The following is a 20,338-nucleotide window of genomic DNA, read 5'->3' on the forward strand; positions in this document are numbered from 1 at the left end:
TGCCGCGCAGGGCAGGGCCAGCAGCGTTGGCGCCATGCAGGAGTTTTTCCGGCAATCTGACCAGGGCGGGCCTGGTTGTATAATTCGCCCTGTACATGCCTGAGCTGCGGCTCGGCGTAACTTCTCGTTGCAAAAGGTACTTCCTTGTCCCTGATTATCCTCGGTTTGTCCGGTGCGCTGACCCACGACCCTTCCGCCGCGCTGTATATCGACGGCAAGCTCGTTGCCGCGGCGGAAGAAGAGCGCTTTGTGCGCGACAAGCATGCAAAGAACCGCATGCCCTACGAGTCTGCGCGCTTCTGTCTGGATTTTGCCGGCATCAAACCAAAAGACGTTACGGCCGTTGCCATCCCCTTCGCGCCGATCAGCATCTTCGACAAGGCACGCTGGCACTACGCCAGGCGCTACTGGTATGCGCCGGACCGCGGGCTGGACGCCATCCTGACGGGCAACCGACGTTTCCACCGCTACAGGAAGCGCATCGAGTGGTGCCTGCAGCAACTGGGCTTCGAGCTGGCGAAGACCGAGATCGTCCCGGTCGAGCACCATCTTGCCCATGCTTCCAGCGCCTATCACTGCTCGGGTTTCGCGGAAAAGACCGCCATCCTCGGCATCGACGGCAAGGGCGAATACGCCACCACTTTCTTCGGCTGGGGTGAGAACGGCCGCATCCACAAGATCAAGGAGTTCTACGACCCCGACTCGCTGGGCGGCCTGTATGGCGCGCTTACCGAGTACCTCGGCTTCGAGATGCTCGACGGCGAATACAAGGTCATGGGCATGGCGCCCTATGGCGACCCGGACAAGTACGACTTCTCGCGCCTGGCCCGGTTCGAGAACGGGGAACTGGTGGTCAACACCGAACTGGCCAACGTCATCGGCCTGCGGCGCTACAAGGAAAACGGCAAGGGCTACTACTTCTCGCCCAGACTTGTCGACTGGCTGGGCCCGATGCGCCACGGCGACGTGGCCGACGAACCCTACGTCCACTACGCAGCGAGCATGCAGAAGCTGTTCGAAGATCTCGCGCTGCAGATGATGGACTACTATCTGGGGGACGTCCTGCGCGAAACCGGCAAGCTTGCCTTTGCCGGCGGCGGTGCGCTCAACGTCAAGCTCAACCAGAAAATCATCGCGCGGCCGGAGCTCAAGGAACTCTTCGTGCAGCCGGCCTCAGGCGATTCCGGTACCGCGGTGGGCGCGGCCGCCTATGTGTCGGTGGCGCGTGGCGTGCCGGTGGACAAGATGGAGCACGTCTATCTCGGCCCCGCCTACAGCAACGAGGAGGTGATCGCCGCCTGCGTGCGCCACCCTGCCAAGCCGCATTGGGAACGCATCGAAGGTGGGGATGCCGCAGTGCCGCAACGTATCGCGCGGATTCTGGCCGACGGCAATCCGGTGGCCTGGTTCCAGGGGCGCATGGAGTTCGGTCCGCGTGCGCTCGGCGGGCGTTCCATCCTCGGCTGTCCCAGTGCGCCCGGCGTGGCCGACCGCATCAACGAGCAGATCAAGTTCCGCGAGCGCTGGCGGCCGTTCTGCCCCAGCATGCTCGACACCGTCGGCCCGCAGATGCTGGGTACCGACCATCCAGCGCCGTTCATGACCTTCACCTTCGAGGTCGCGCCGGGCTGGAAGGACCGCGTGCCCGAGGTCGTGCATGAGGACGGCACGTCGCGCGCCCAGGTGCTCAGGCGCGAGCACAACCCGCGCTACTACGATCTGATGAAGGAACTGGAAGCGCTGACCGGCAACGGCGTGGTGCTCAATACCTCGCTGAACCGCCGCGGCGAGCCAATGATCTGCTCGCCCACCGATGCGTTGAACATGTTCTATGGGTCGGATCTGCAGTATCTGATCATGGAGGACGTGCTGGTGGTGAAGGGGCAGGGCGACGCGTAATGCCTGTTACACGGCGGGAAGATCATGGAGCCTTTGCCGCCGTGCGGGTTGCGGCCTGGGCGTACGGAGCGCCGGCAAGCTCTCGATCGCGAACATCGGCCGATAGTGCCCGCGATTCCGGTTGCTTCTATGAGTCGATTTCGTATGCGTGAAGTGTCTGCAGGATGGAGTGCCAGGCCGTTGGAGATTGACCGCCCATGGTAAGCACGCATGTTACGGGACCCGAGGCCGGGGGATATCCGCTTATCAAGGTGCTCATTCCGTATTTTGGTGCCTGGCCGGTGTGGTTTCGTTTCTTCCTGGAAAGCTGTGCATGGAATCCACACTACCGCTGGGTAATCTTTACCGACTGCGGGGCGCCGGCGGAGTTGCCCGCCAATGTCCGGATCGTTCAGCTGTCCTTTGCCGAGTACTGTGCTCATGTCTCTGGGCAGCTAGGTATTAGCTTCGCTCCTTCATCCCCCTACAAGCTCTGCGATATCAAACCCGCGTTGGCGGAAGTTCATGCGGACGAACTCGAAGGGGTGGATTTTTGGGCGTTTGGGGACATCGACGTCATTTATGGTGATCTTGCTGCATATTTCACCGCGGAGCGATTGGCGGGTCATGATCTCTACTCGACGCACGCCCGGCGTGTGTCAGGGCATTTCACCCTGCTTCGCAATCGGCCCGACATGAATTCGGCGTTTCGGCGGGTTGATGGCTGGCGGGATGCCTTCGAGTCGAAGGAGCATCGCGCTTTCGACGAGCGTGCGTACTCGAAGGTGTTCCTGCGCCACAAGAATTCTCCGGGATTCGTGCGTACGCTTGCCAAGGCGCTGGATCCCTGGTTGAGGCGGGCCGAGTTCGTCGAGGCATATAGCACGCCCAATGCGGGCATACCCTGGCGTGATGGATCGAGTGGTTTTCCGCAAGTCTGGACGTGGAACCGCGGGCGTTTGAGCAACGATCTGGATCGGAACTCCATCTATCCATACTTTCACTTCATGACCTGGAAGCACGAGTGGCGGAAGTTCGTGTGTATGGCTGATGCGAATGCGGAGGGTTCTCTTGGGGATTTTGAGTGGTCGATTTCCTGCAATGGCATCGATCTTGTGGAGTTGGTCAGCATGGAGCGCGTCTAGTGGAAATGCGCAGATTGAAAATCCTTCTGCTTCAACCCGACTATCACGAGAACTCCCACAACTGGTCGGATCTTGTCGAGCAGATTGTCCAGGCATTCGATCCTGTGCGCTACGAAATGGTGACGGCCTTTCTGCATGGGCATCCTGATCCCGGTGATCCGGAGACCCGTGCTTCGAGAGCCGTTTACTTTGATTTTCCGCCGGACTGGTCCAGGGGGCTGCGTCTTCGCATGGGGGCTCGGCTACGTGAGTTCTTGGCGGAAGAGAAGTTCGATGTGGTGATTTGCAACCGATACAAGCCGGTGAATATGCTGATGGGGCTGAGCCTGAAGCTGGAAATCCCGCTGTGCATCGGAATTTCGCATAGCCTTGGGGAATATGACAGGGTGTGGCGGCGCTTTCGTTTTCGCCGCCTTGTTCGCCCGAATTGGCGTTTCGTTGGCGTGTCGGATGCCGTGAAAGACTATCTGATCGGTCTGAACTGTGGATTCAGCGCGGACAATACGGTAGCCATCCAGAACGCGATCGACATCGATCGGGCCGTCTCGGAGCAGTTCTCCAGAGAAGAGGCACGAGAGCGCCTCGGGCTTCCCGCACATGCCCGGATCGTGGGCGCTGCGGGCCGCCTGGTGGCGGTGAAGGCGTATGACGTGTTGATCCGTGCGTTTGCCAGCGTCGCCGAGGATTACCCGGATGCTCTCCTGGCCATTGCTGGAGAGGGAAAGAAGCGCGGCGAGCTGGAGGCGCTGATTGTCGAACTGAATCTGCAGGAACGCGTACGGCTGCTGGGCTTCATCGCTGGCGTGAAGCGCTATACCAAGGCATTCGATATATGGACGATGCCGTCGTACAAGGAGGGGCTGGGACTTGCCTTGCTCGAGGGCATGGCAGGTGGGCTGCCCGTGATAGCCAGTGATGTCCCGGCGATGCGCGCGCTTGTGGAAGGAGCGCGGGGCAGGCTCGTTCGCCCTGGGAACGTGGACGATCTGGCTGCCGCGCTCGATGCGTACTTGAGAATGTCCGACGATGAGCTTCGCACGGCGGGGGAGCTAAGCTTCAGGTACGTTTCCGCGGCACATCCCATTGACCGTTACCGCTCGCAGTATCGTGCACTGGTCGAGGAAGGGCTTGGTCCTGCTGAACGGGGATCGCTCTGATGGTGGTGAGGAAATGAGTGTGCAGAAGGGACTGGTAAGCGTCGTCATTTCGTCCTACAACCACGAGCCCTATATCGAGGAGGCGATTCTGAGCGTCCTTGGCCAGAGCTATCCGAGTGTCGAGCTTCTGGTCGTCGATGATGGGTCGACGGATAACAGTGTAGAGCGTATCCGCAGGCTGCAGGAGCGTCACGGCTTCGATTTTCGCGTCCAGCAGAACAAGGGGCTGACCCGGACGCTCAACGAGGCGTTCGCGCGGGCGAAAGGGGAGTTCTTTGCCCCCTTCGGCTCTGACGACATCATGCTTCCCGACCGGCTGGCGGTTCAGATGGCGCATATGGAGGGCAAGCCCGAGGTGGGCATCTGTTCGGGCAACATGCAGCTGATCAGGGCGGATGGCTCCCGATATTCCAATGCCGACCCTGGAGAGCATGCGCCCTATCGCCGGCTGCAATTTGATGACCTCTTTCGAAATCGCAAATCCGGGATTTCGGCACCAACCATGCTGATCCGCAGAGAGGCGTTCGAGAAGGCGGGCGGGTTCAACCCGGATATCAGGCTGGAAGATCTGTACATTCAGCTCAAGATCACTCGGTTGGGCTATTGTGTGGATGCACTGGGTGTGCTGATGGCGAAGTATCGCAAGCATGAGACGAACGCCCATAAGAACATCCGTTTCATGACTGAGAGCATTCTTCGGATCTATGCCGAATACTCGGATCACCCGGATTATGATCGTGTCCGTTACCGGTTCATAAATTCCATGTTCGCCAAATCCGCGAAGCGTGATCATCAACTCGCGCGCGAGCTGCTGGCCATGCTGCCACTGCGCGAGTGGACGCCGAGAACGCTGAAGAGTCTGATTCGGTACGTTTTTTCCTGATCCTTTTAGCGAGGCGTGTCGTGTCCCGGGGCGACCATATTCTCCAGTTTTGTCATTGCTATTACGGGCCCTTTGGCGATGTGGCGCGTCAGTATGCGGAACTGTTCCGTGGAACACCCTATAAGGTGACCACTGTTTATCTCACCGAGCCTCCAAGTGCGGAAGTGGCGGAGCAATCCGCATCGGAGAGGGTGGTTTTTCTGAACTACTCTTCGGACGACGTGGGCGGCCTCAAGCTCGGGCCGATCCGCGCCTTGCGGAAGATCGTCGCTGAGCATGATTTCCGCCTGGTTCTGGCGCATCGGTTCAAACCGATTTATATCGCGTGCTGGGCTACGGGGCTGCCGGTCATTGGGGTGCATCACGCCTTTGGCGATTACGACCGCTTGTCCCATAGGCTTTTCGCCCGATTTTTCAGCAATCGGCTTGGCTTGCTCGGCGTGTCCGACTCAGTGCGGGACGATATCCGGAGAAATCTGCCCGGCTGGCCTGCGACACGCATCGAGACACTGCATAATCGTATCGATGTCGACGCCGTGCGTTCCGGCCTGTATTCCCCGCAGGCGGCGCGTGAGGTTCTCGGGTTGCCGAGCGATGCATTCATCGTCGCGAATGTCGGTCGTTTGCATCCGGACAAGGATCAGGCGACCTTGCTGCGCGGCTTTGCCCGCGCGCGGGCACATCTGCCTCCTGGGGCCCTGCTGGTGATTCTGGGAACGGGGCGGCTTGAGCGCACTCTCAAGGCGCTTGCCAATGAGTTGGGCATAGCGGAGTACGTGCGCTTCCTTGGGCAGGTCCCTGACGCCAGGAGATTGTTTGCCGCGTTTGACCTGTTTGCGCTGAGCTCGGATCATGAACCCTTTGGCATGGTCTTGCTGGAGGCCATGGCGGCAGGGGTGCCGGTCATCGCGACCAATTGTGGTGGTGCTCCGGAAGTGGTGGCCGATGTACAGGCTTTGTTTCCCCTCGGCGACGATGAGGCGTTGGCGCGGTTGATGGTCGAGCGGGCAAGCTGGTCTGTAGAAATCCGGGCACAAACCGCCGAACACAACCTGAAGCGGCTCTATGAGCACTTCTCCGATGAAGCCGTGCGCAGTGCATTCTTTGAGCTTTCGATGGTCCGAAAGGTGCTGGGCAACGCCCTGGCATAGCTGCGTACTTGGCCGGTGAGGGATGGCACCTGCGGCCGTCTTCACCTGGACCGCGGGCTGGTACAACCCACGCTGCCGTCATTCCGCCCTCGGCTATTCGTCACCGATGAACTTCGAGGAGACAAGCCAACCCTACGCCGCTGTAACGCCGTGCTCCGAACACGGGTTACCCACCGGGCCGATCGCCTCCGGGCTGAGAGGGGCTGGCGGCGGCCCCGTGGATGACCCCGCTCTGGGGTACGACCACACCGCTTGGGATTCAAGCGCCAACTTGTCCACGGGAAGGGGGTAACTCCATTCCCAGATAGCTTGTGGGAATAAAGCAACAGAATGTAAAATCTGAGCTGTCCGCGGATAAGAACCGAGCCTCGAAGCGGCTCACTGCGCGGGCATGAATACGACAAGAGCTCGTCATGCATTTCGGGGTGTAGCCAATCAAGGGGGGGAGTGGTGTTGCATCTGCGCCAGTTCGTGCAGGGGCTGGACAAGGTCGTCTACCCGGGGCATGTTTTTTACCTTTCCCCCGAATTGTCTGACGAACGGCGGCAGATAGCCGATTTTCTTGATGGGAAGCGTCGCTTGACAAGCTTGTACTTCAAGGAAAACATCCGCGCGGTTTACCTGCTTGATGGCAATGCATACGTTCTGAAGCACGGCTTCCTGAAGGGGTGGAAATATCGCCTCAAAAGGCATCTTGGTGTAACCGGCCACGGTGGTCTGTGCAGCGAATTCATCAATCTGAGACGGCTGGGCAGCAGCGCACTGGCACCCAATGTCTATGGGGTCGGGTATCGGCGGTATGGGATTCTGAGGGAAGAGTTCCTGGTGGCCGAATTCCATGGGGGCATGCTCACCATTGATGCCTTCCTGAAAATGAATTCATCATTGGCAGAGTGGGTGTTGGTGCGAGTGGTGGGACTGTTCCGCCGGATGCTCGATGACGGCTTCGTGCATATGGACCCGAATCCCATGAACATTCTTGTGAGCGATGAAGGGGAGATGCGCTTCATCGATTTCGAGTTCTGTTCGTTCGAGGCATCGGATCGGGGGTTCGTGCTGTCGTTTGCCCTGGGTTATTTCTATCATTTCTGGTTTCGGCGCTTTCTTGGGGAAGAGCATTATGACCATCTGGTGCTGGGGGTCTTGGTGCGCGAAGAGCGTGGAATGGTGGATGAAAAGTTTCTGAACGTTTACCGGCGTTTCAAGCAAGGCAAGATCGGCCGCAAGGAAAGCCACGCTTACTTGCTTTCTCCCGCCCGCAGGCAGGCGTTCGTGGGTGCTTGCCAAATTGCAGCGGGCGAATTCTAGGATGAGGCTTGGCACTCCCGTTGTGATACCGGCTTTGCGTGAGCCGCGTATCCCCCGGTTCTGCCACGACGGCCCCTCTGCCGATGTGGCGAGGCAGTACGCCGGTTTCTCGGACGCAGTCGTACGCAAGTGCTGCTTCGCACTGTCCATGGTGCAGGCGGCGCTGGGCGGAGCGTTGCCATGATGGTGGAGGCTGCTGCTGCGCCCAGCCTGTGTTTCGTCATCCCGTATTTCGGCAAGTGGCCGTTCTGGATGCCTTTCTTCCTCGCCAGTTGCCGCGCCAACCCCACGGTGGACTGGCTGTTGTTTTCGGATTGCGGCGAACTGCCGGACTGTCCGCCCAGCGTGCGCATGGTGGGGACGAGCTTTGTGATCTCAAACCGCCTGCGCAGTCCGCGCTGCGTGAATTGGCCGCGTCCGGCCGCTGGATGGTAGACGAACATGGATTTCATCCAGCCGCCACCCGGCTGCTGGCCACTGAGGACAAAGGATGAAGATTCTCCTGCTCGTTCAGAAGGAGCAGCGCGTCATACTCGATCGCCTGTATGACGGTATCGCCGCCCATGCCGATTGCGACCTGCGTTGGCTGGGCAGGGCCGAACAGGCCAATCTCCGGCGCTACTTCCGCCACGCAGTCGATGTCTGCGCATACGATCGTATCGTGTTCTTTTTGCGTTTCAAGCAGGAGATACGCCAGGTTCCATTCATCCGCACCGTCCCCAATCTTGTCATCCTCGAACACGACGCCTGTCAGAACTACTTCCCCGGCAAATACCAGGGGAAATTCAGCCGCCACTATGCCCAGTTGCCATGGGTGCGCATCATCAGTTCTGGCCATGTGGTGGCCGAGCGCCTGCGTGCGGAGGGGTTCGACGCGCTGTTCGTTCCCAAGGGCTATGATCAGGCAACCCTGCGCAACCTGGGGCTGGAGCGGGATGTCGAACTCGCCTTCGTCGGCAGTACCAAGAGTTCCGTCTATACCGGTCGCCGTCGCCTGCTTGAAGAGATCGCCGCGCGTGAAAATCTGCTGATCACGCGCACCGAGTCCGGTGACGAATATCTGCGCATGCTCAACCGCATCCGCTTCTTCGTCAGCGCCGATGCCGGCATTGGCGAGTACATGATCAAGAATTTCGAAGCCATGGCCTGCGGCTGCGTGCTTTTTGCCTACGACCAGGGTGAGGCCGAGAATGAGGCGCTCGGTTTTCGGGACATGGTGAACGTGGTGCTCTACCGCGACGTGGAGCAACTCCGCGTCAAACTCGCGCAACTCCGTGCGGACCCGGCCCTGGCAGAACGCATCGCGTGTGCAGGCCAGGCCCTGGTCGAGCGCGAGTATCGCTTCGATGTGCTGGGCCGGCGCGTTGTGGAAGCCATGCAGGCGCCTTTGCGCCCTCATCCGCCGCTCGGCTGGCTGGATCGTCTGCGCTTGCGGCTGGGCGTGCGCCTTTATGCGGATTTCACTGAAATAGCGGATGCTCGTGGGTAGGTTGGGTATGGTGTTGAAATTGTATTGGTGCCGTGGGAAGGGACGCGATGACCCGGGGCAGTGCAACTTTGGTGATTTCCTGTCCCCCCTGATCGTCGAAATGGCCGCCGGGCGGGCGGTGGAATATGCACCCATCCACAAGGCGGACATGATGGCGATCGGTTCCATCATGAACCGGGAGGTGAAGGCCAGGCGCCTTTTGCTGCCCCGTCGGCTGCACGTATGGGGCAGCGGAACCGATGCCCCGGGAAGAGCCTTTTCTGCGCGGCACCATTATCACGCCGTGCGTGGGAGCCACACCCGCGATCAGATCACAGGGGAGGGGTTCAGCGCGGTGGCACTGGGTGATCCGGGCCTGCTGGCGAACGAATGGTGGAGCGGGCGGCCACGGCCGGGCAAGCGCTACACACTGGGCGTCATTCCACATTACGTAGACCGCGACGATGCCGCGGTGCAACGGGTGGCGATGCAGCCGGGTGTGCGCATCATCGATGTCTATTGGCCGGTGGAGGATGTGCTGAAGGCCATCCAGGAGTGTCACTTCATCCTGTCTTCGAGTATGCACGGGCTCATCGTGGCGGACGCCTTCGGCATTCCAAACCGTCGGGTGGTACTGTCGCAGGGAATGATCTCGGACTTCAAGTTCGTCGATTACTACTCGGCCTTCGGGCTGGCGGAGCCGGCCAGCCTGACTGCCGGGGATCTCGCGGGAGCGACGGCGGCCAGTGCCGAGCGGTTGGTCGGCGAATACCTCCGGCCCGGACTGGATGGGATCAAGCGCGGCCTGCTTTCAGCTTTCCCGTCTCTCTGACCACGGGTCGAGCGCAATCTCCGCCATTCATGGCGGGGGCAGCGAGACCAGCGTGCCTGGAGCCGGTTCGTGGCGAGGAGGCCCCAGTTTCAGGCTGGGGCGACTCACAGCGCAGGCACCGTTGAACAGGAAGAGGGCCGTGCGCCCTCCTTGCAGGCCACGGTTATATCAAGTCCGATGCGGTTCGGTTGTAAGCGTCATTCCGAGACTGCATCGACGAGAAGGGCTTGATCTTATAATCCCCCTCGCGGCGGCCTCGTCACCGTGGATGTTCGCTGAGGCTCCGAGGCCGCGCAGAGGCGGGTTCGCACTACCTGCGGGCCGGATCGCCTTCAACGAGACCGATCTCACCATCCATAAAGGGTAATCATGATTCCGGCAGGGCTTCGGGTGGCGATCGTGCCGTTCCCGGCATTGGGCGATCTGACCATTTATCTGAGACTGGCCCAGGCGTTCAGTGCCGCCGGTGCCTGTGTGACCTACTATTCGGACCACTTGTCTGCGGCAGCATCGCGGTTTGACTGGTTGCAGGTAACCGCTCTGGGCCAGACGGGCGTCCGCGCACTGCTTGCCGAGTTCGACCTGGTTATCTGGGATGCCGGAGCCCCGCTGGGGCGAGACCGTCGGGAGGATGGTTTTGTGCTGGCCGAAATGGTCGATGCACATGCGCATCTTGCCGTCGTGACGGCCAAGAAACTTCCCCAGCCCCTGAGTGACTGCCGGCTGCCGCTGACGATCGGGGGACGTGAGTTCGGGCCCAAGTGTGCGACGTTCTGCCAGGATGGGAAGGCGGGCCTGACGATGGTCGACTGGGTCGATCGATATGCCGCCGAAACGTTCGGACTTGCCGTGCCGTCGACGCCGCCGGGGGTGACGGGCGAAGGCTCCTCCCGAGCCGTCGGACGGAAGGCAGTCATTTTCCCGACGACGCCCAATCCGCGGAAAAACTACTGGCCGCAGGGCTTCAGACGGATCGCGAATTCGCTTGCGGCCGCGGGCTGGGATGTGTCATTTGTCGTCATGCCGGCCGAGCATTCGCGTCTTGAGGGCGAATATCCGCGTTTTCCCGTGGTGACCTTTCCTGACCTCGATCAGTTGATCGCCTATCTGCAGGATACCTGCATCGTCATCAGCAACGACTCCGGCGGCGGGCACCTTGCGTCCATGATGGGCCTGCATACCGTCACCATTACGCGCAAACCCCCGAACTTCGTCTGGCGGCCAGGTTTCAATGGGCACAATACCGTGCTTTCTCCATTGCTCACCTTCAAGGGCTGGGGCGGGCATGTCTGGCGGCCGTTCGTGCCGTACTGGCGAGCCCAGACCTGCGCGGAGGAGGCTTTACGCCGATTGGTCGGATGCCGACGTGCGTAACATGGCGAACGCGGCACCCTGTCGGTCCTTGGAGGACAGTATGGGGTCGATGCCGTCCAGGGGCCAGGCGATTGCCAGCTTTGGGTCATCCCAGGCGATACAGCGTTCGTGTTCGGGTGAGTAGAAATCGGTGGTCTTGTACAGGAACTCGGCATGCTCCGTCAGTGTGAGAAAGCCGTGTGCGAAGCCTGGAGGAATCCACATCTGCTTCTTGTTATCGGCGGACAGGGTTTCGCCGACCCACTGGCCGAAAGTGGGGGAGTGCGGGCGGATGTCCACCGCCACGTCGAACACCGCCCCCAGGCTTGCACGTACCAGTTTGCCCTGGGCGTGAGGCTCGATCTGGTAATGCAGGCCGCGCAGCACGCCCCGTGCGGAGCGGCTGTGATTGTCCTGGACGAAGCGCGTTTCGAGTCCGGTGGCTTCCTGGAAACTATGCTCGTTGTAGCTTTCGAAGAAAAAGCCGCGCTCGTCGCCGAATATCCGGGGAGTGAACACGAACACGTCTGGAATGGCGAGTGGGGTTGCCTGCATCAGAACACCTTTGTCTGCAGCAGACTCAACAGATACTGCCCGTAGCGATTCTTCGCCAGGGGCTCGGCAAGCGCGCGCAGCGCCGCGTCGTCGATCCAGCCGTTGCGCCAGGCCACCTCTTCCGGGCAGGCGATCTTCAGCCCCTGCCGGCTCTCCAGGGTGGCGATGAACTGGCTGGCATCGAGGAGGCTCTCGTGCGTGCCGGTGTCCAGCCACGCGTAACCGCGCCCCATGATCTGCACGGAAAGTTCGGCACGCTCCAGGTAAAGGCGGTTGAGGTCGGTGATCTCCAGTTCTCCCCGGGCGGAGGGCGTGAGTTGCCGGGCGAACTCGACGGCGCGTCCGTCGTAGAAATACAGGCCGGTAACCGCATAGTTGGATTTGGGGCGAACCGGCTTCTCTTCCAGGGAAAGCGCCTTGCCGGCGGCATCGAACTCGACTACCCCGTAACGTTCCGGGTCATGCACGTGGTAGGCGAATACGCGAGCGCCGTGCTGCAACCGGCTGGCTTCGTGCAGCAGCAGGTGAAAGTCATGGCCGTGGAAGAGGTTGTCACCCAGCACCAGCGCGCAGGGCTCTCCATCGATGAATTCCTCGCCGATCAGGAAAGCCTGGGCCAGTCCATCCGGGCTGGGCTGCACCGCATACCGGAGGTGCAGGCCCCAGTGCGCACCGTCGCCCAGCAACTGCCGGAAGCGGGGGGTGTCCTGGGGTGTGGAGATGATCAGGACGTCGCGGATGCCCGCCAGCATCAGGGTGCTGAGCGGGTAATAGATCATCGGCTTGTCGAACACCGGCAGCAACTGCTTGGAAACGGCCAGGGTGGCGGGGTGCAGGCGGGTGCCTGCGCCGCCGGCGAGGATGATGCCTTTCATGGTTCTGTGTTCGCCGAAAAATCCTATTCTGGGCGAAATCTTCGAGTGCAGAAATAAAAAACGGGCGCCGAAGCGCCCGTTTGCCGTTCAAAACGTCCGGAGACGATCAGAACTTGTGGCGCAGACCGATGTTGATGCCACGCTTGTAGTTGCTTTCGTTGCGGAACACGGAGTCGAATGCCAGATCATCGCCCACCTTGTCGCTGCTCAACTTGGCGTAGGCGGCGTACAGGTTGGTGCGCTTGGACAGGTCGTGGGTGTAGCCGATGGAGAACTTCTTGGCATCGCGGTCCTTAAGACCGGTGGAGGAGCTGTAGTCCAGTTCGGTCTTGATGTAGGACACCAGCACCTTGCCGGCTTCGCTGACCGGGATGGTCGCACCGACCAGCCAGGAGGTCTGGGTGTTCTTGATGCCAAGGGTATCGATAGCGTCGCCGGACAGCTTGCTCTTGCCGTACAGGGCGCTCAGGCGAACCGCACCGAAGTCATACGCACCGCCCAGATCCCAGACGCTGTTCTTCGCGTCGTTGTTGGAGGTGCCATCGAGGCTGTCGATGGTGATGCGGTGGTAGTTCAGACCGACCAGCAGCGGGCCGTTCTTGTACACCGGGTTGATCGCCCAGACCTTGGCGTCGGTGCTCTTGGTGTTCTTCTCGGTAGCGCTTTCGTCGGCGAGACCGTTGGCGGTGTAGGCCGCGGTCACGGTCAGGCCGCCGAAGTCCGGAGAAACGTAGGCGACCACGTTGTCCAGGCGGATCGCGCCAGCGCCAAGGTCGGCGCCAACGGCGGAGTTCACGCCGGTGGCGTACAGGTTTTCGACGTTACCCACGGTGCCGGTGTTGAACGGATCGATGGAATCGAAGAAGGTGTGTTGCGGGGTGTACTGACGGCCGAAGGCAAAGGTACCGAAGTTGCCGACCAGGGCCAGGTAGGACTGGCGGTTGGTGCTGCCGCCGAGCAGGCCGCCGCTGGTGTTGCGGTCGACGTTGAGGCCCTGTTCCAGCACGAAGGCGACCTTCAGGCCGTTGCCCAGGTCTTCCACGCCGCGGAAGCCGATGCGGCTGCCGGACTGCAGGCCGGAGTCGATGCCGCTGCGGTTCTTGTGGGTGCTGGAGCCGCCCAGGTTGGAGAAGCCGACGTCAACCAGGCCATAGACGGTGACGTTGGATTGGGCGAAAGCCGGAGCGGAAACCAGGCCAGCGACGGCCAGCGCGATCAGTTTCTTCTGCATGTAATTCTCCTCTTGCATGAAGTGGAGGTCGCGGTTGCCCGCGGCCTGTGGACCTCTCTAACGAGGGGTTGGGGCGATTCTGCAAACCTCGGCCACGGGAGACAAGTTTTCGACACCGAAAAGTCATGGGGTCTGAAAAAAACTGTAGCGTTCACGCAACGTATTGCAGATCGCATATGCAAGAGGGGGCAAAAAGCGAAAACGGGCGCCTGGGCGCCCGTTGGGTCAAGGCCGTACCACCGGTGCTCAGAAGCGGTGGCGGATACCCACATTCAGGCCATTCTTGTAGCCGGTGTTGTTTTCCACCACGCCCGAGCCGCTGTTGGTGAAGCGCATCTCGTCGGAGCGCTTGGCATAGGCCGCGTAGAGATTGGTGCGCTTGGACAGATCGTGGAAGTAGCCGACGGCGACCTGCTTGCCCTCGATGTTGTTGCCGGCGATCTTCTTGTCGTATTCGGCGTTGACATAGGAGACGGCCACCTTGCCGGCGGCGCCGACCGGAATGCTGGCGCCGAGCATCCACTGCTTGCGGTCGTTGTCACCGTAGGTGGCGTGGTTGTCGTAGTCGATCTCGCCGTACAGCACGCTCAGGCGCAGCACGCCGAAGTCATAGGCGGCACCCACTTCCCAGGTGCTGGACTTGTTGTCCTGGGTGGCGGTTTCGGCCTTGGTGCGGATGTAGTTCAAACCGACCAGCAGCGGCCCGTTCTTGTACACCGGATGCAGGGCGAAGACTTTCAGGTTGGTGTCCGGCGTGTTCTTGGGGATGGCGGCCTCGTCCGCCGTGCCATTGGCCGTGTAGGCGGCAGTCAGGCTGAAGCCGCTGAAGTCGGGCGTAACGTAGGCGATGACGTTGTCGAGCCGGCTGGCGGTTTTCGCATATACGCCGTTGGCCTGGCCGACGGTGCCACCGCCAAACGGGTCGACGGCGTCGACGAACTTGTGCTGCGGGGTTTCCTGGCGACCCAGGGCCACGGTACCGAAGCCGCCGGAGAGGGCGAGGAAGGATTGGCGGTTGGCGTTGCTGCCGAGCAGGCCAGCAGTGGAGTTGCGGTCGACGTTGATGCCCTGTTCCAGTACGAAGGAAGCCTTCAGGCCGTTGCCCAGGTCTTCGACGCCGCGGAAGCCGATGCGGCTGCCCGATTGCAGGCCGCTGTCGAGGCCGCTGCGGTTCTTGTGGGTCTTGCTGCCGGAACGGTGGTCCAGGCCCATATCTACGACGCCGTAGACAGTGACGTTGGATTGAGCGAACGCCGGGGCGGCAACCAGGGTGGCGACGGCCAGTGCGATCAGTTTTTTCTGCATGTGAATCTCCTGTGCATGATTGGGACGCGCTGATCTGCGCCCGGAGAGCCTCTCGAAGCGAGAAGTCGGGCCGATTCTGGAAGCCGTTTGCGACCCCAATGTGACGGTGCAGGGGCGAAAGGGGAGAATGGGTTTTTCAGGTGAATTGTGTTGTATTGGCGCAACATTTCGGGTGTGCCGATCCGGTGAAAACACTGCTGGCCGGGCCGGTACTGCGGATGTCGCGAACTGGAGTGCCGCGGCAGGCGCCACGACTGACCCTTGTTCCCGGAGAAGTTATACTTCGTTGTGTAACTTGAAGGAGGTGCCATGGAAGCGACGACCAGGGACTTGCGCCTGCATACGGCCGAGGTGCTGGCGGCGGCGGACCGCGGGGAGCGGGTGGTGATCACCTACCGGGGACGTTCGCGCGCCGTCCTGACCCGTTGGGAAGGCGCCGAGCGGGCCGCGGGCGCCGCGCGCAACCCCGCTTTCGGTTTGTGGTGCGACAGCGGTGAGGCAGTCGACGATCAAATCCGGCGCCTGCGTCAGGGCAGGGAATTGCCGTGATGCTGGTGGATACCGATGTGCTGATCTGGAATCTGCGCGGCAATGCCAGGGCTGCAGACTTGCTGGATGCTGCGCCGGGGTTCTCGATTTCCGCGGTGACGTATATGGAACTGGTGCAGGGCATGCGCGACAAGCGTGAACTCAGGGCGATCAGGCAGGCGCTGTCGTTCTGGTCGGCACGCATCGCGCAGATCGATACGGCGGTGTCGGCGCGTGCGTGCTTTCTGGTGGAACAGCACGCGTTGTCCCACGCGATGCGCCTGGCCGATGCCTTGATCGCGGCGACCGCGCTCGAATTGGGGGCAGTCCTGCTTACGGCCAACGACAAGCACTACAAGGCGGTGGATGGGCTGGAACTGAAGGTGTTCCGGCCGTAGCCGGCTTGGTGCAAGGTCGTGGAGCCGCAGGAAAACGACCAGATCAGCGCTTGAGTTTGCGGTAGAGCGCCGTCCCTCGCAGGCGGCGCTTGAGGGCGGCCTTGAGGTCGTAGAAGGCGAAGCCGGCGCGCTGCAAGGGCGTGAAGCGGCGCCCGAGGCCCTGCAGGTAGAGCGCCATGAAGGCTTCCCGGCCTTCCGGGTGCAGCTTGTGGCAGGCGCGCGCGAGGTCGGACAGGCGCCGGCGCAGCGGTACGCCCTGCGGGTAGAGGCGGATGCGGGCGGTGTCGATGAGGGCGAATTCCAGTTCGCCCGGTGCGGCGGGCTTCACCAGAATGTTGCCGCCGGACAGGTCGCGGAAGAAGATGCCGCGCCCGTGCATGCGCAGCAGGAAGGCGGCGAGCTGGGCATACACCGTTTGTGCCGCGAGGCCGGCGTGGGCCTGTTCGCCGCGTGCATAGGCGGAGAACAGCTGGCCCACCGAAGTCTGGCCTGTCACGTACTCGCAGGTATACCAGTTGAGGGTGAGGTCGCGGCCGCTGCGCTGTTCGAACCAGGCCACCGGCGCGGCGGAGCCGAGCCCGCGGCGCAGCAGTTCACAGGCGCCGTTCCAGCTTCTGCGCGCCTTGGAGGGTTTGAGGCGGTCGAGCAGTTTCTTGTGCAGGTGGTGTTTGACCGGCTGCTTGACGGCCAGCCGGGCTGCGGGGTTGCGCGGGTCGGGCAGCGTCCAGATGGCATTGCGCGCGTGGCGCAGAGTGTCGGCCTCCCGCGGGCCGCCGACGTGTTCGGGATGCAGGGCGTGGATCAGGGCATCGGCTTGCGGGCCGTCGGCCGCGCGCACCATGCCGTGCCAGGCGGCGTCGCGGTAGTAGTAGTGCAGGCCGCCGCCGTGGGCGTGTACGGCAAGGCCGGGCAACGGGGCGGCGGCAGGGGAAACGGCGGGGGCCTGGTCCGCCGGCCAGGCGAGATAGAGCGGCTTTTCGGTGACGGCGAGCGTGGCGAGGCGGGTTTCGAGGGCCGGGGTGCCGCTGAGTTCGCCACCGTCCCGGTCGAAGATGCGCACGGTGGCGAGGGCGGCGGTGTCGTAGAGGTCGGGCAGTGCCGCCGCGCGGGCATTGGTGGTCCATACCACGTGGATCTGGCGCGTACCGTTCTCGAAGGCGTGTACTTCCAGTTCCTGCCCGTGGTTCAGGCGGCCGCGGTAGATGCTGCCGGGAATCAGGCGGTTGAAGGCCGCCAGAGCATGGAAGGCCGGGCGCGGACGGTATTCCGGGCCGGTGACCGAAGCATAGTGGGTGATGCGTTCGAGCGCCGGATAGGGTTGCGCACCGTCGTCGATGAGACCTTCGCGGTGGCAGGCCAGCGGACCCCAGCCAGCATGTTCCAGCGCGCCGGAGGCGGCGCACAGGACGAAGTAGCGGGTGAGGTAGTCGGCCTGCTTCTGTTCGCTGTCCGGCAGGCGGCGTTCGATGCGCGGCAGGGTCCAGAACGCGGCGGGCGACACCAGCCGCGGTACACCGGCCTGGGCGCCGATGCGTGCCAGCAGGCGGGCTTTCTTGACGAGGTTGAAGCGGATCAGCGGGGCGAGGCGGCGGCCGAGAATCTTGTGGTCCCAGCGCTCGGGGCGGATGGCGCGCTCGGCGAACAGGTTGTCGGTGTGGATGTCCGGCAACTGGCCGCAGTCGCGCAGCAGGGAGAGCAGGCCGACGTTGTAGATGGGTTCGAAGTCGGTGATGCTGGGGCCGGCCAGGGTCAGGCCGCGGCGGCGCACTTCGTCGTGGGCGATGCGCCAGGCGTCGAGCAGGCCTTCCAGGCGGTAGCCGGCCCAGCGCCGACGGTTGACCGTGGAGGTGATCTCGACGATGTCGGCAAGCGTGCCATAGCGGTCCAGCGTGTCGGCGAGGAAGCTGCGCCAGCGTTCCGCGGCGTCCGGGCCCGGCATGCGGCGGGCTTCGTCGAAGGGCTGCAGCAGGTGCAGGTTGATACGGTAGCCGGCCGCGGCGAGCTTGGGACACAGGCGCCCGGCGGGGCCGTCGGCGTCGCCGTAGGTGAAGTCGATGCGCACCCGGCGTACGCCCAGACGTGCGAGGTGTTCGAGCTGCAGGTCGTCGTGGGCCGGATCGGCTGCCGCGGCGACGCCGACGCCGGTGAACGCGTCGGGCACGTGGTGGCCGGCGGGCGGCAGGTGGCCGCTGCGGTACAGGAAGCCGCCGCGCAGCAGGGCGCGCAGCACGGCCAGGCCGAAACGCGTGCCGGTGCGCAGGGTGCTCACTGGACTACCCTCCTGTCGCTGCGCGACGCAGGGCCGGCTTTGCACAGCCAGCCCGCTGCGCGAAACCCCTGCTCCGCCCTCCCCAGGGGAGGATGAGCGCCCCCTTCGGGCGGCCGGGCGGGGGCGCTCATGCGACTGGAGTCTCCGGGGCCTCCTGTTCGCGGAACTGCATGGTGTGCAGGCGGGCGTAGTGGCCGCCCGCGGCGAGCAGTTCGGCATGGGTGCCGCGTTCTACCAGGCGGCCCTGGTCCATGACCAGGATCAGATTGGCTTTTTCGATGGTGGACAGGCGGTGGGCGATGACCAGGGTGCTGCGGCCCCGCATGACGTGGTCGAGGGCGGCCTGGATGTGGCGCTCGGATTCAGTGTCCAGCGCAGAGGTGGCTTCGTCCAGGATCAGGATGGGTGCATCCTTGAGGATGGCGCGGGCGATCGCCAAGCGCTGGCGCTGGCCGCCCGAGAGCAGGACGCCGTTTTCCCCCACCAGGGTGTCGAAGCCTTGAGGCAGGCGGTCGATGAATTCGCGCGCGAAAGCCGCTTCGGCGGCACGTTCGACGTCGGTGCGCGGTGCGCCGGCGAGGTCGCCATAGGCGATGTTGTTGGTGACCGTGTCGTTGAACAGGGTGACCTGCTGGGTGACCAGTGCGATGTGCCGGCGCAGGTTGCGCAGGGTGTAGTCCTCCACGTCTACGCCGTCGATCAGGATCTGGCCTTCGGCATGATGGTAGAAGCGTGGAATCAGGTTGGCGAGGGTGGATTTGCCGCTGCCGGAGCGGCCCACCACGGCCACCATCTGGCCGGGCTCGATGGTGAAGTTCAGTCCGTCCAGCACCAGCTGGTCGCTGCCCGGGTAGGCGAAGCGCAGGTCGCGCACTTCGATGCGGCCCTGGACCCGTGCCTTTTCCACCGTGCCGCGGTCGCTTTCCGGCGCTTCGTCGAGCTGGGCAAAGATGCTTTCCGCGCCGGCCAGGCCTTTCTGGATGTTGGTGCTGACCTCGGAGAGCTGGCGGATGGGCTTGGGCAGCAGGCCGGCGGCGGTGATGTAGGCGACCAGATCGCCGGCCGAGGCATCGCCGCGCAGCCACAGCACGAGGAAGAGCAGCACCGCCATGGCCGAGTAGGTGACCAGCTGCAGCGAGGGGGTGAACACCGCCCCGGTCTTGACCATGCGCAACTGCCGGCGGGTATTGTCCGCGCTGGCCTGCCCGAAGCGGGCGGATTCGTAATCCTCGCCGCCGAAGCTGCGCACCACGCGGTAGCCCTGGATGGTTTCCGAGGCCACGTGGGTGAGGTCGCCCATGGCCGCCTGGATCTTGTGGCTCTGCTTGCGGAACTTGCGGTTGACGCTGCCCACCATGACGCCGATCACCGGGAGGATGGCCATCATGACCAGCGTGAGCTTCCAGTTCATCCACAGCAGGTAGCCGAACAGGAAGAGCACCGAGAGCCCTTCGCGCACCACGGTCTTGATGGCGTCGGTGGCCGCGCTGGTGACCATGGTCACGTTGTAGGTGATGCGCGAGATCAGGTGGCCGGAGCTGTGCTGGTCGAAGTAGCGGTTGGGCAGGTGCAGCAGGCTGTCGAACAGCGCGCGGCGCAGGTCGTGGATCAGTCCCAGGGAAACCCGCGACAGGTAGTAGTTGCCGAAAAAGGAGCCCATGCCCTGCCAGGCGGCGATGAGCACGAGCATGACCGGCACGCCGTACATCAGTTCCATGCCGTCGAGCAGCGGCACGCCGCGCAGGACGGCGTGCTCGGGATCGTTCAGGCCATCGACGAAATACTTCATGACGCCGGCCAGCATGGGCTGAGCCGAAGCGAAGATCATGTAGCCGAGCAGGCTGATGGAGAAAGCGCCGGCATAGGGGCGCACATAGCCCAGCAGGCGCAGGTAGATGCGCAGGGAGCTTTGCGGGGTGTTGCTGGATGCCTGGCCGGCTTGCATCGGGTGTGCGGGGGAGGAAATTCGACGGCGGATGTTACCACGCCGCCTGTGGGGGGG

General features: G+C 62.7%; 18 protein-coding genes. 12 read left to right on the forward strand and 6 right to left on the reverse strand.

From position 1 onward, the window contains the following. Window positions 1-144: 144 nt before the first annotated feature. The 10 genes from E6C76_RS17955 to E6C76_RS18005 all read left to right on the forward strand — a co-directional run bounded on the left by E6C76_RS17955 (window position 145) and on the right by E6C76_RS18005 (window position 11,196). Complete coding sequence (locus E6C76_RS17955) at window positions 145-1,899, forward strand: carbamoyltransferase family protein (RefSeq protein ID WP_136349610.1); 1,755 nt, start codon at window positions 145-147, stop codon at window positions 1,897-1,899. A 197-nt stretch (window positions 1,900-2,096) separates the two neighbouring features. Next, the gene (locus tag E6C76_RS17960) at window positions 2,097-3,023 is read left to right on the forward strand and encodes a DUF6625 family protein (protein WP_136349611.1); all 927 of its coding nucleotides are present in this window, start codon (window positions 2,097-2,099) and stop codon (window positions 3,021-3,023) included. A gap of 14 nt (window positions 3,024-3,037) precedes the next feature. Next, window positions 3,038-4,180 carry a glycosyltransferase gene (locus E6C76_RS17965; protein ID WP_211090271.1) on the forward strand — a complete coding sequence of 381 codons (1,143 nt, stop codon included), beginning with the start codon at window positions 3,038-3,040 and terminating at the stop codon, window positions 4,178-4,180. Between the two features lie 19 nt (window positions 4,181-4,199). Continuing rightward, window positions 4,200-5,063, forward strand: a complete 864-nt coding sequence (locus tag E6C76_RS17970) for a glycosyltransferase (protein ID WP_331000026.1) — start codon at window positions 4,200-4,202, stop codon at window positions 5,061-5,063. Beyond that, window positions 5,015-6,214: a glycosyltransferase gene (locus tag E6C76_RS17975; protein WP_230976312.1), complete on the forward strand. Its 1,200-nt coding sequence runs from the start codon at window positions 5,015-5,017 to the stop codon at window positions 6,212-6,214. Before E6C76_RS17970 ends, E6C76_RS17975 begins: the two co-directional genes overlap by 49 nt. Before the next feature lie 453 nt (window positions 6,215-6,667). Next, window positions 6,668-7,522: an AarF/UbiB family protein gene (locus tag E6C76_RS17985; RefSeq protein WP_168734373.1), complete on the forward strand. Its 855-nt coding sequence runs from the start codon at window positions 6,668-6,670 to the stop codon at window positions 7,520-7,522. A gap of 180 nt (window positions 7,523-7,702) precedes the next feature. Next, a complete protein-coding gene (locus E6C76_RS17990) occupies window positions 7,703-7,957 on the forward strand; it encodes a DUF6625 family protein (RefSeq protein WP_211090272.1) in 255 nt (84 codons plus the stop codon). A 55-nt stretch (window positions 7,958-8,012) separates the two neighbouring features. Further along, window positions 8,013-9,011 (forward strand): glycosyltransferase family protein, encoded by a 999-nt coding sequence (locus tag E6C76_RS17995; RefSeq protein ID WP_136349613.1) that lies wholly within the window; start codon window positions 8,013-8,015, stop codon window positions 9,009-9,011. Window positions 9,012-9,018: 7 nt separating this feature from the next. Continuing rightward, window positions 9,019-9,822 carry a polysaccharide pyruvyl transferase family protein gene (locus E6C76_RS18000; RefSeq protein WP_136349614.1) on the forward strand — a complete coding sequence of 268 codons (804 nt, stop codon included), beginning with the start codon at window positions 9,019-9,021 and terminating at the stop codon, window positions 9,820-9,822. Between the two features lie 369 nt (window positions 9,823-10,191). Beyond that, window positions 10,192-11,196, forward strand: coding sequence for a glycosyltransferase family 9 protein (locus E6C76_RS18005; RefSeq protein ID WP_136349615.1), 1,005 nt, complete (start codon window positions 10,192-10,194; stop codon window positions 11,194-11,196). On the opposite strand, the gene rfbC is transcribed toward E6C76_RS18005, so the two are convergent. The 4 genes from rfbC to E6C76_RS18025 all read right to left on the reverse strand — a co-directional run bounded on the left by rfbC (window position 11,164) and on the right by E6C76_RS18025 (window position 15,141). Beyond that, window positions 11,164-11,730, reverse strand: a complete 567-nt coding sequence (gene rfbC, locus E6C76_RS18010; protein WP_136349616.1) for a dTDP-4-dehydrorhamnose 3,5-epimerase — start codon at window positions 11,728-11,730, stop codon at window positions 11,164-11,166. The genes E6C76_RS18005 and rfbC overlap by 33 nt on opposite strands. After that, window positions 11,730-12,605, reverse strand: coding sequence for a glucose-1-phosphate thymidylyltransferase RfbA (gene rfbA, locus E6C76_RS18015; protein ID WP_136349617.1), 876 nt, complete (start codon window positions 12,603-12,605; stop codon window positions 11,730-11,732). The genes rfbC and rfbA overlap by 1 nt, the downstream gene beginning before the upstream one ends. A 106-nt stretch (window positions 12,606-12,711) precedes the next feature. Then, window positions 12,712-13,836: a porin gene (locus E6C76_RS18020; protein ID WP_168734374.1), complete on the reverse strand. Its 1,125-nt coding sequence runs from the start codon at window positions 13,834-13,836 to the stop codon at window positions 12,712-12,714. Window positions 13,837-14,082: 246 nt separating this feature from the next. Continuing rightward, window positions 14,083-15,141, reverse strand: a complete 1,059-nt coding sequence (locus tag E6C76_RS18025; RefSeq protein WP_136349619.1) for a porin — start codon at window positions 15,139-15,141, stop codon at window positions 14,083-14,085. 309 nt (window positions 15,142-15,450) lie between these two features. On the opposite strand from E6C76_RS18025, the gene E6C76_RS18030 reads away from it, so the two are divergent. Together E6C76_RS18030 and E6C76_RS18035 are read left to right on the forward strand one after the other, a co-directional pair. After that, window positions 15,451-15,690 (forward strand): type II toxin-antitoxin system prevent-host-death family antitoxin, encoded by a 240-nt coding sequence (locus tag E6C76_RS18030; RefSeq protein ID WP_136349620.1) that lies wholly within the window; start codon window positions 15,451-15,453, stop codon window positions 15,688-15,690. After that, window positions 15,690-16,067 carry a type II toxin-antitoxin system VapC family toxin gene (locus E6C76_RS18035; RefSeq protein WP_136349621.1) on the forward strand — a complete coding sequence of 126 codons (378 nt, stop codon included), beginning with the start codon at window positions 15,690-15,692 and terminating at the stop codon, window positions 16,065-16,067. Before E6C76_RS18030 ends, E6C76_RS18035 begins: the two co-directional genes overlap by 1 nt. Before the next feature lie 43 nt (window positions 16,068-16,110). Here the strand turns inward: E6C76_RS18035 and E6C76_RS18040 are convergent, their stop codons facing one another. Both E6C76_RS18040 and msbA read right to left on the reverse strand, forming a co-directional pair. Next, on the reverse strand, window positions 16,111-18,336 hold the full coding sequence (locus tag E6C76_RS18040) for a lipopolysaccharide kinase InaA family protein (RefSeq protein ID WP_168734375.1): 2,226 nt from the start codon (window positions 18,334-18,336) through the stop codon (window positions 16,111-16,113). A 127-nt stretch (window positions 18,337-18,463) separates the two neighbouring features. Then, window positions 18,464-20,281: a lipid A export permease/ATP-binding protein MsbA gene (gene msbA / locus E6C76_RS18045; protein WP_136349623.1), complete on the reverse strand. Its 1,818-nt coding sequence runs from the start codon at window positions 20,279-20,281 to the stop codon at window positions 18,464-18,466. Window positions 20,282-20,338: the final 57 nt, after the last annotated feature.

Source organism: Pseudothauera nasutitermitis, from assembly GCF_004801295.1.
Lineage (GTDB): Bacteria > Pseudomonadota > Gammaproteobacteria > Burkholderiales > Rhodocyclaceae > Pseudothauera > Pseudothauera nasutitermitis.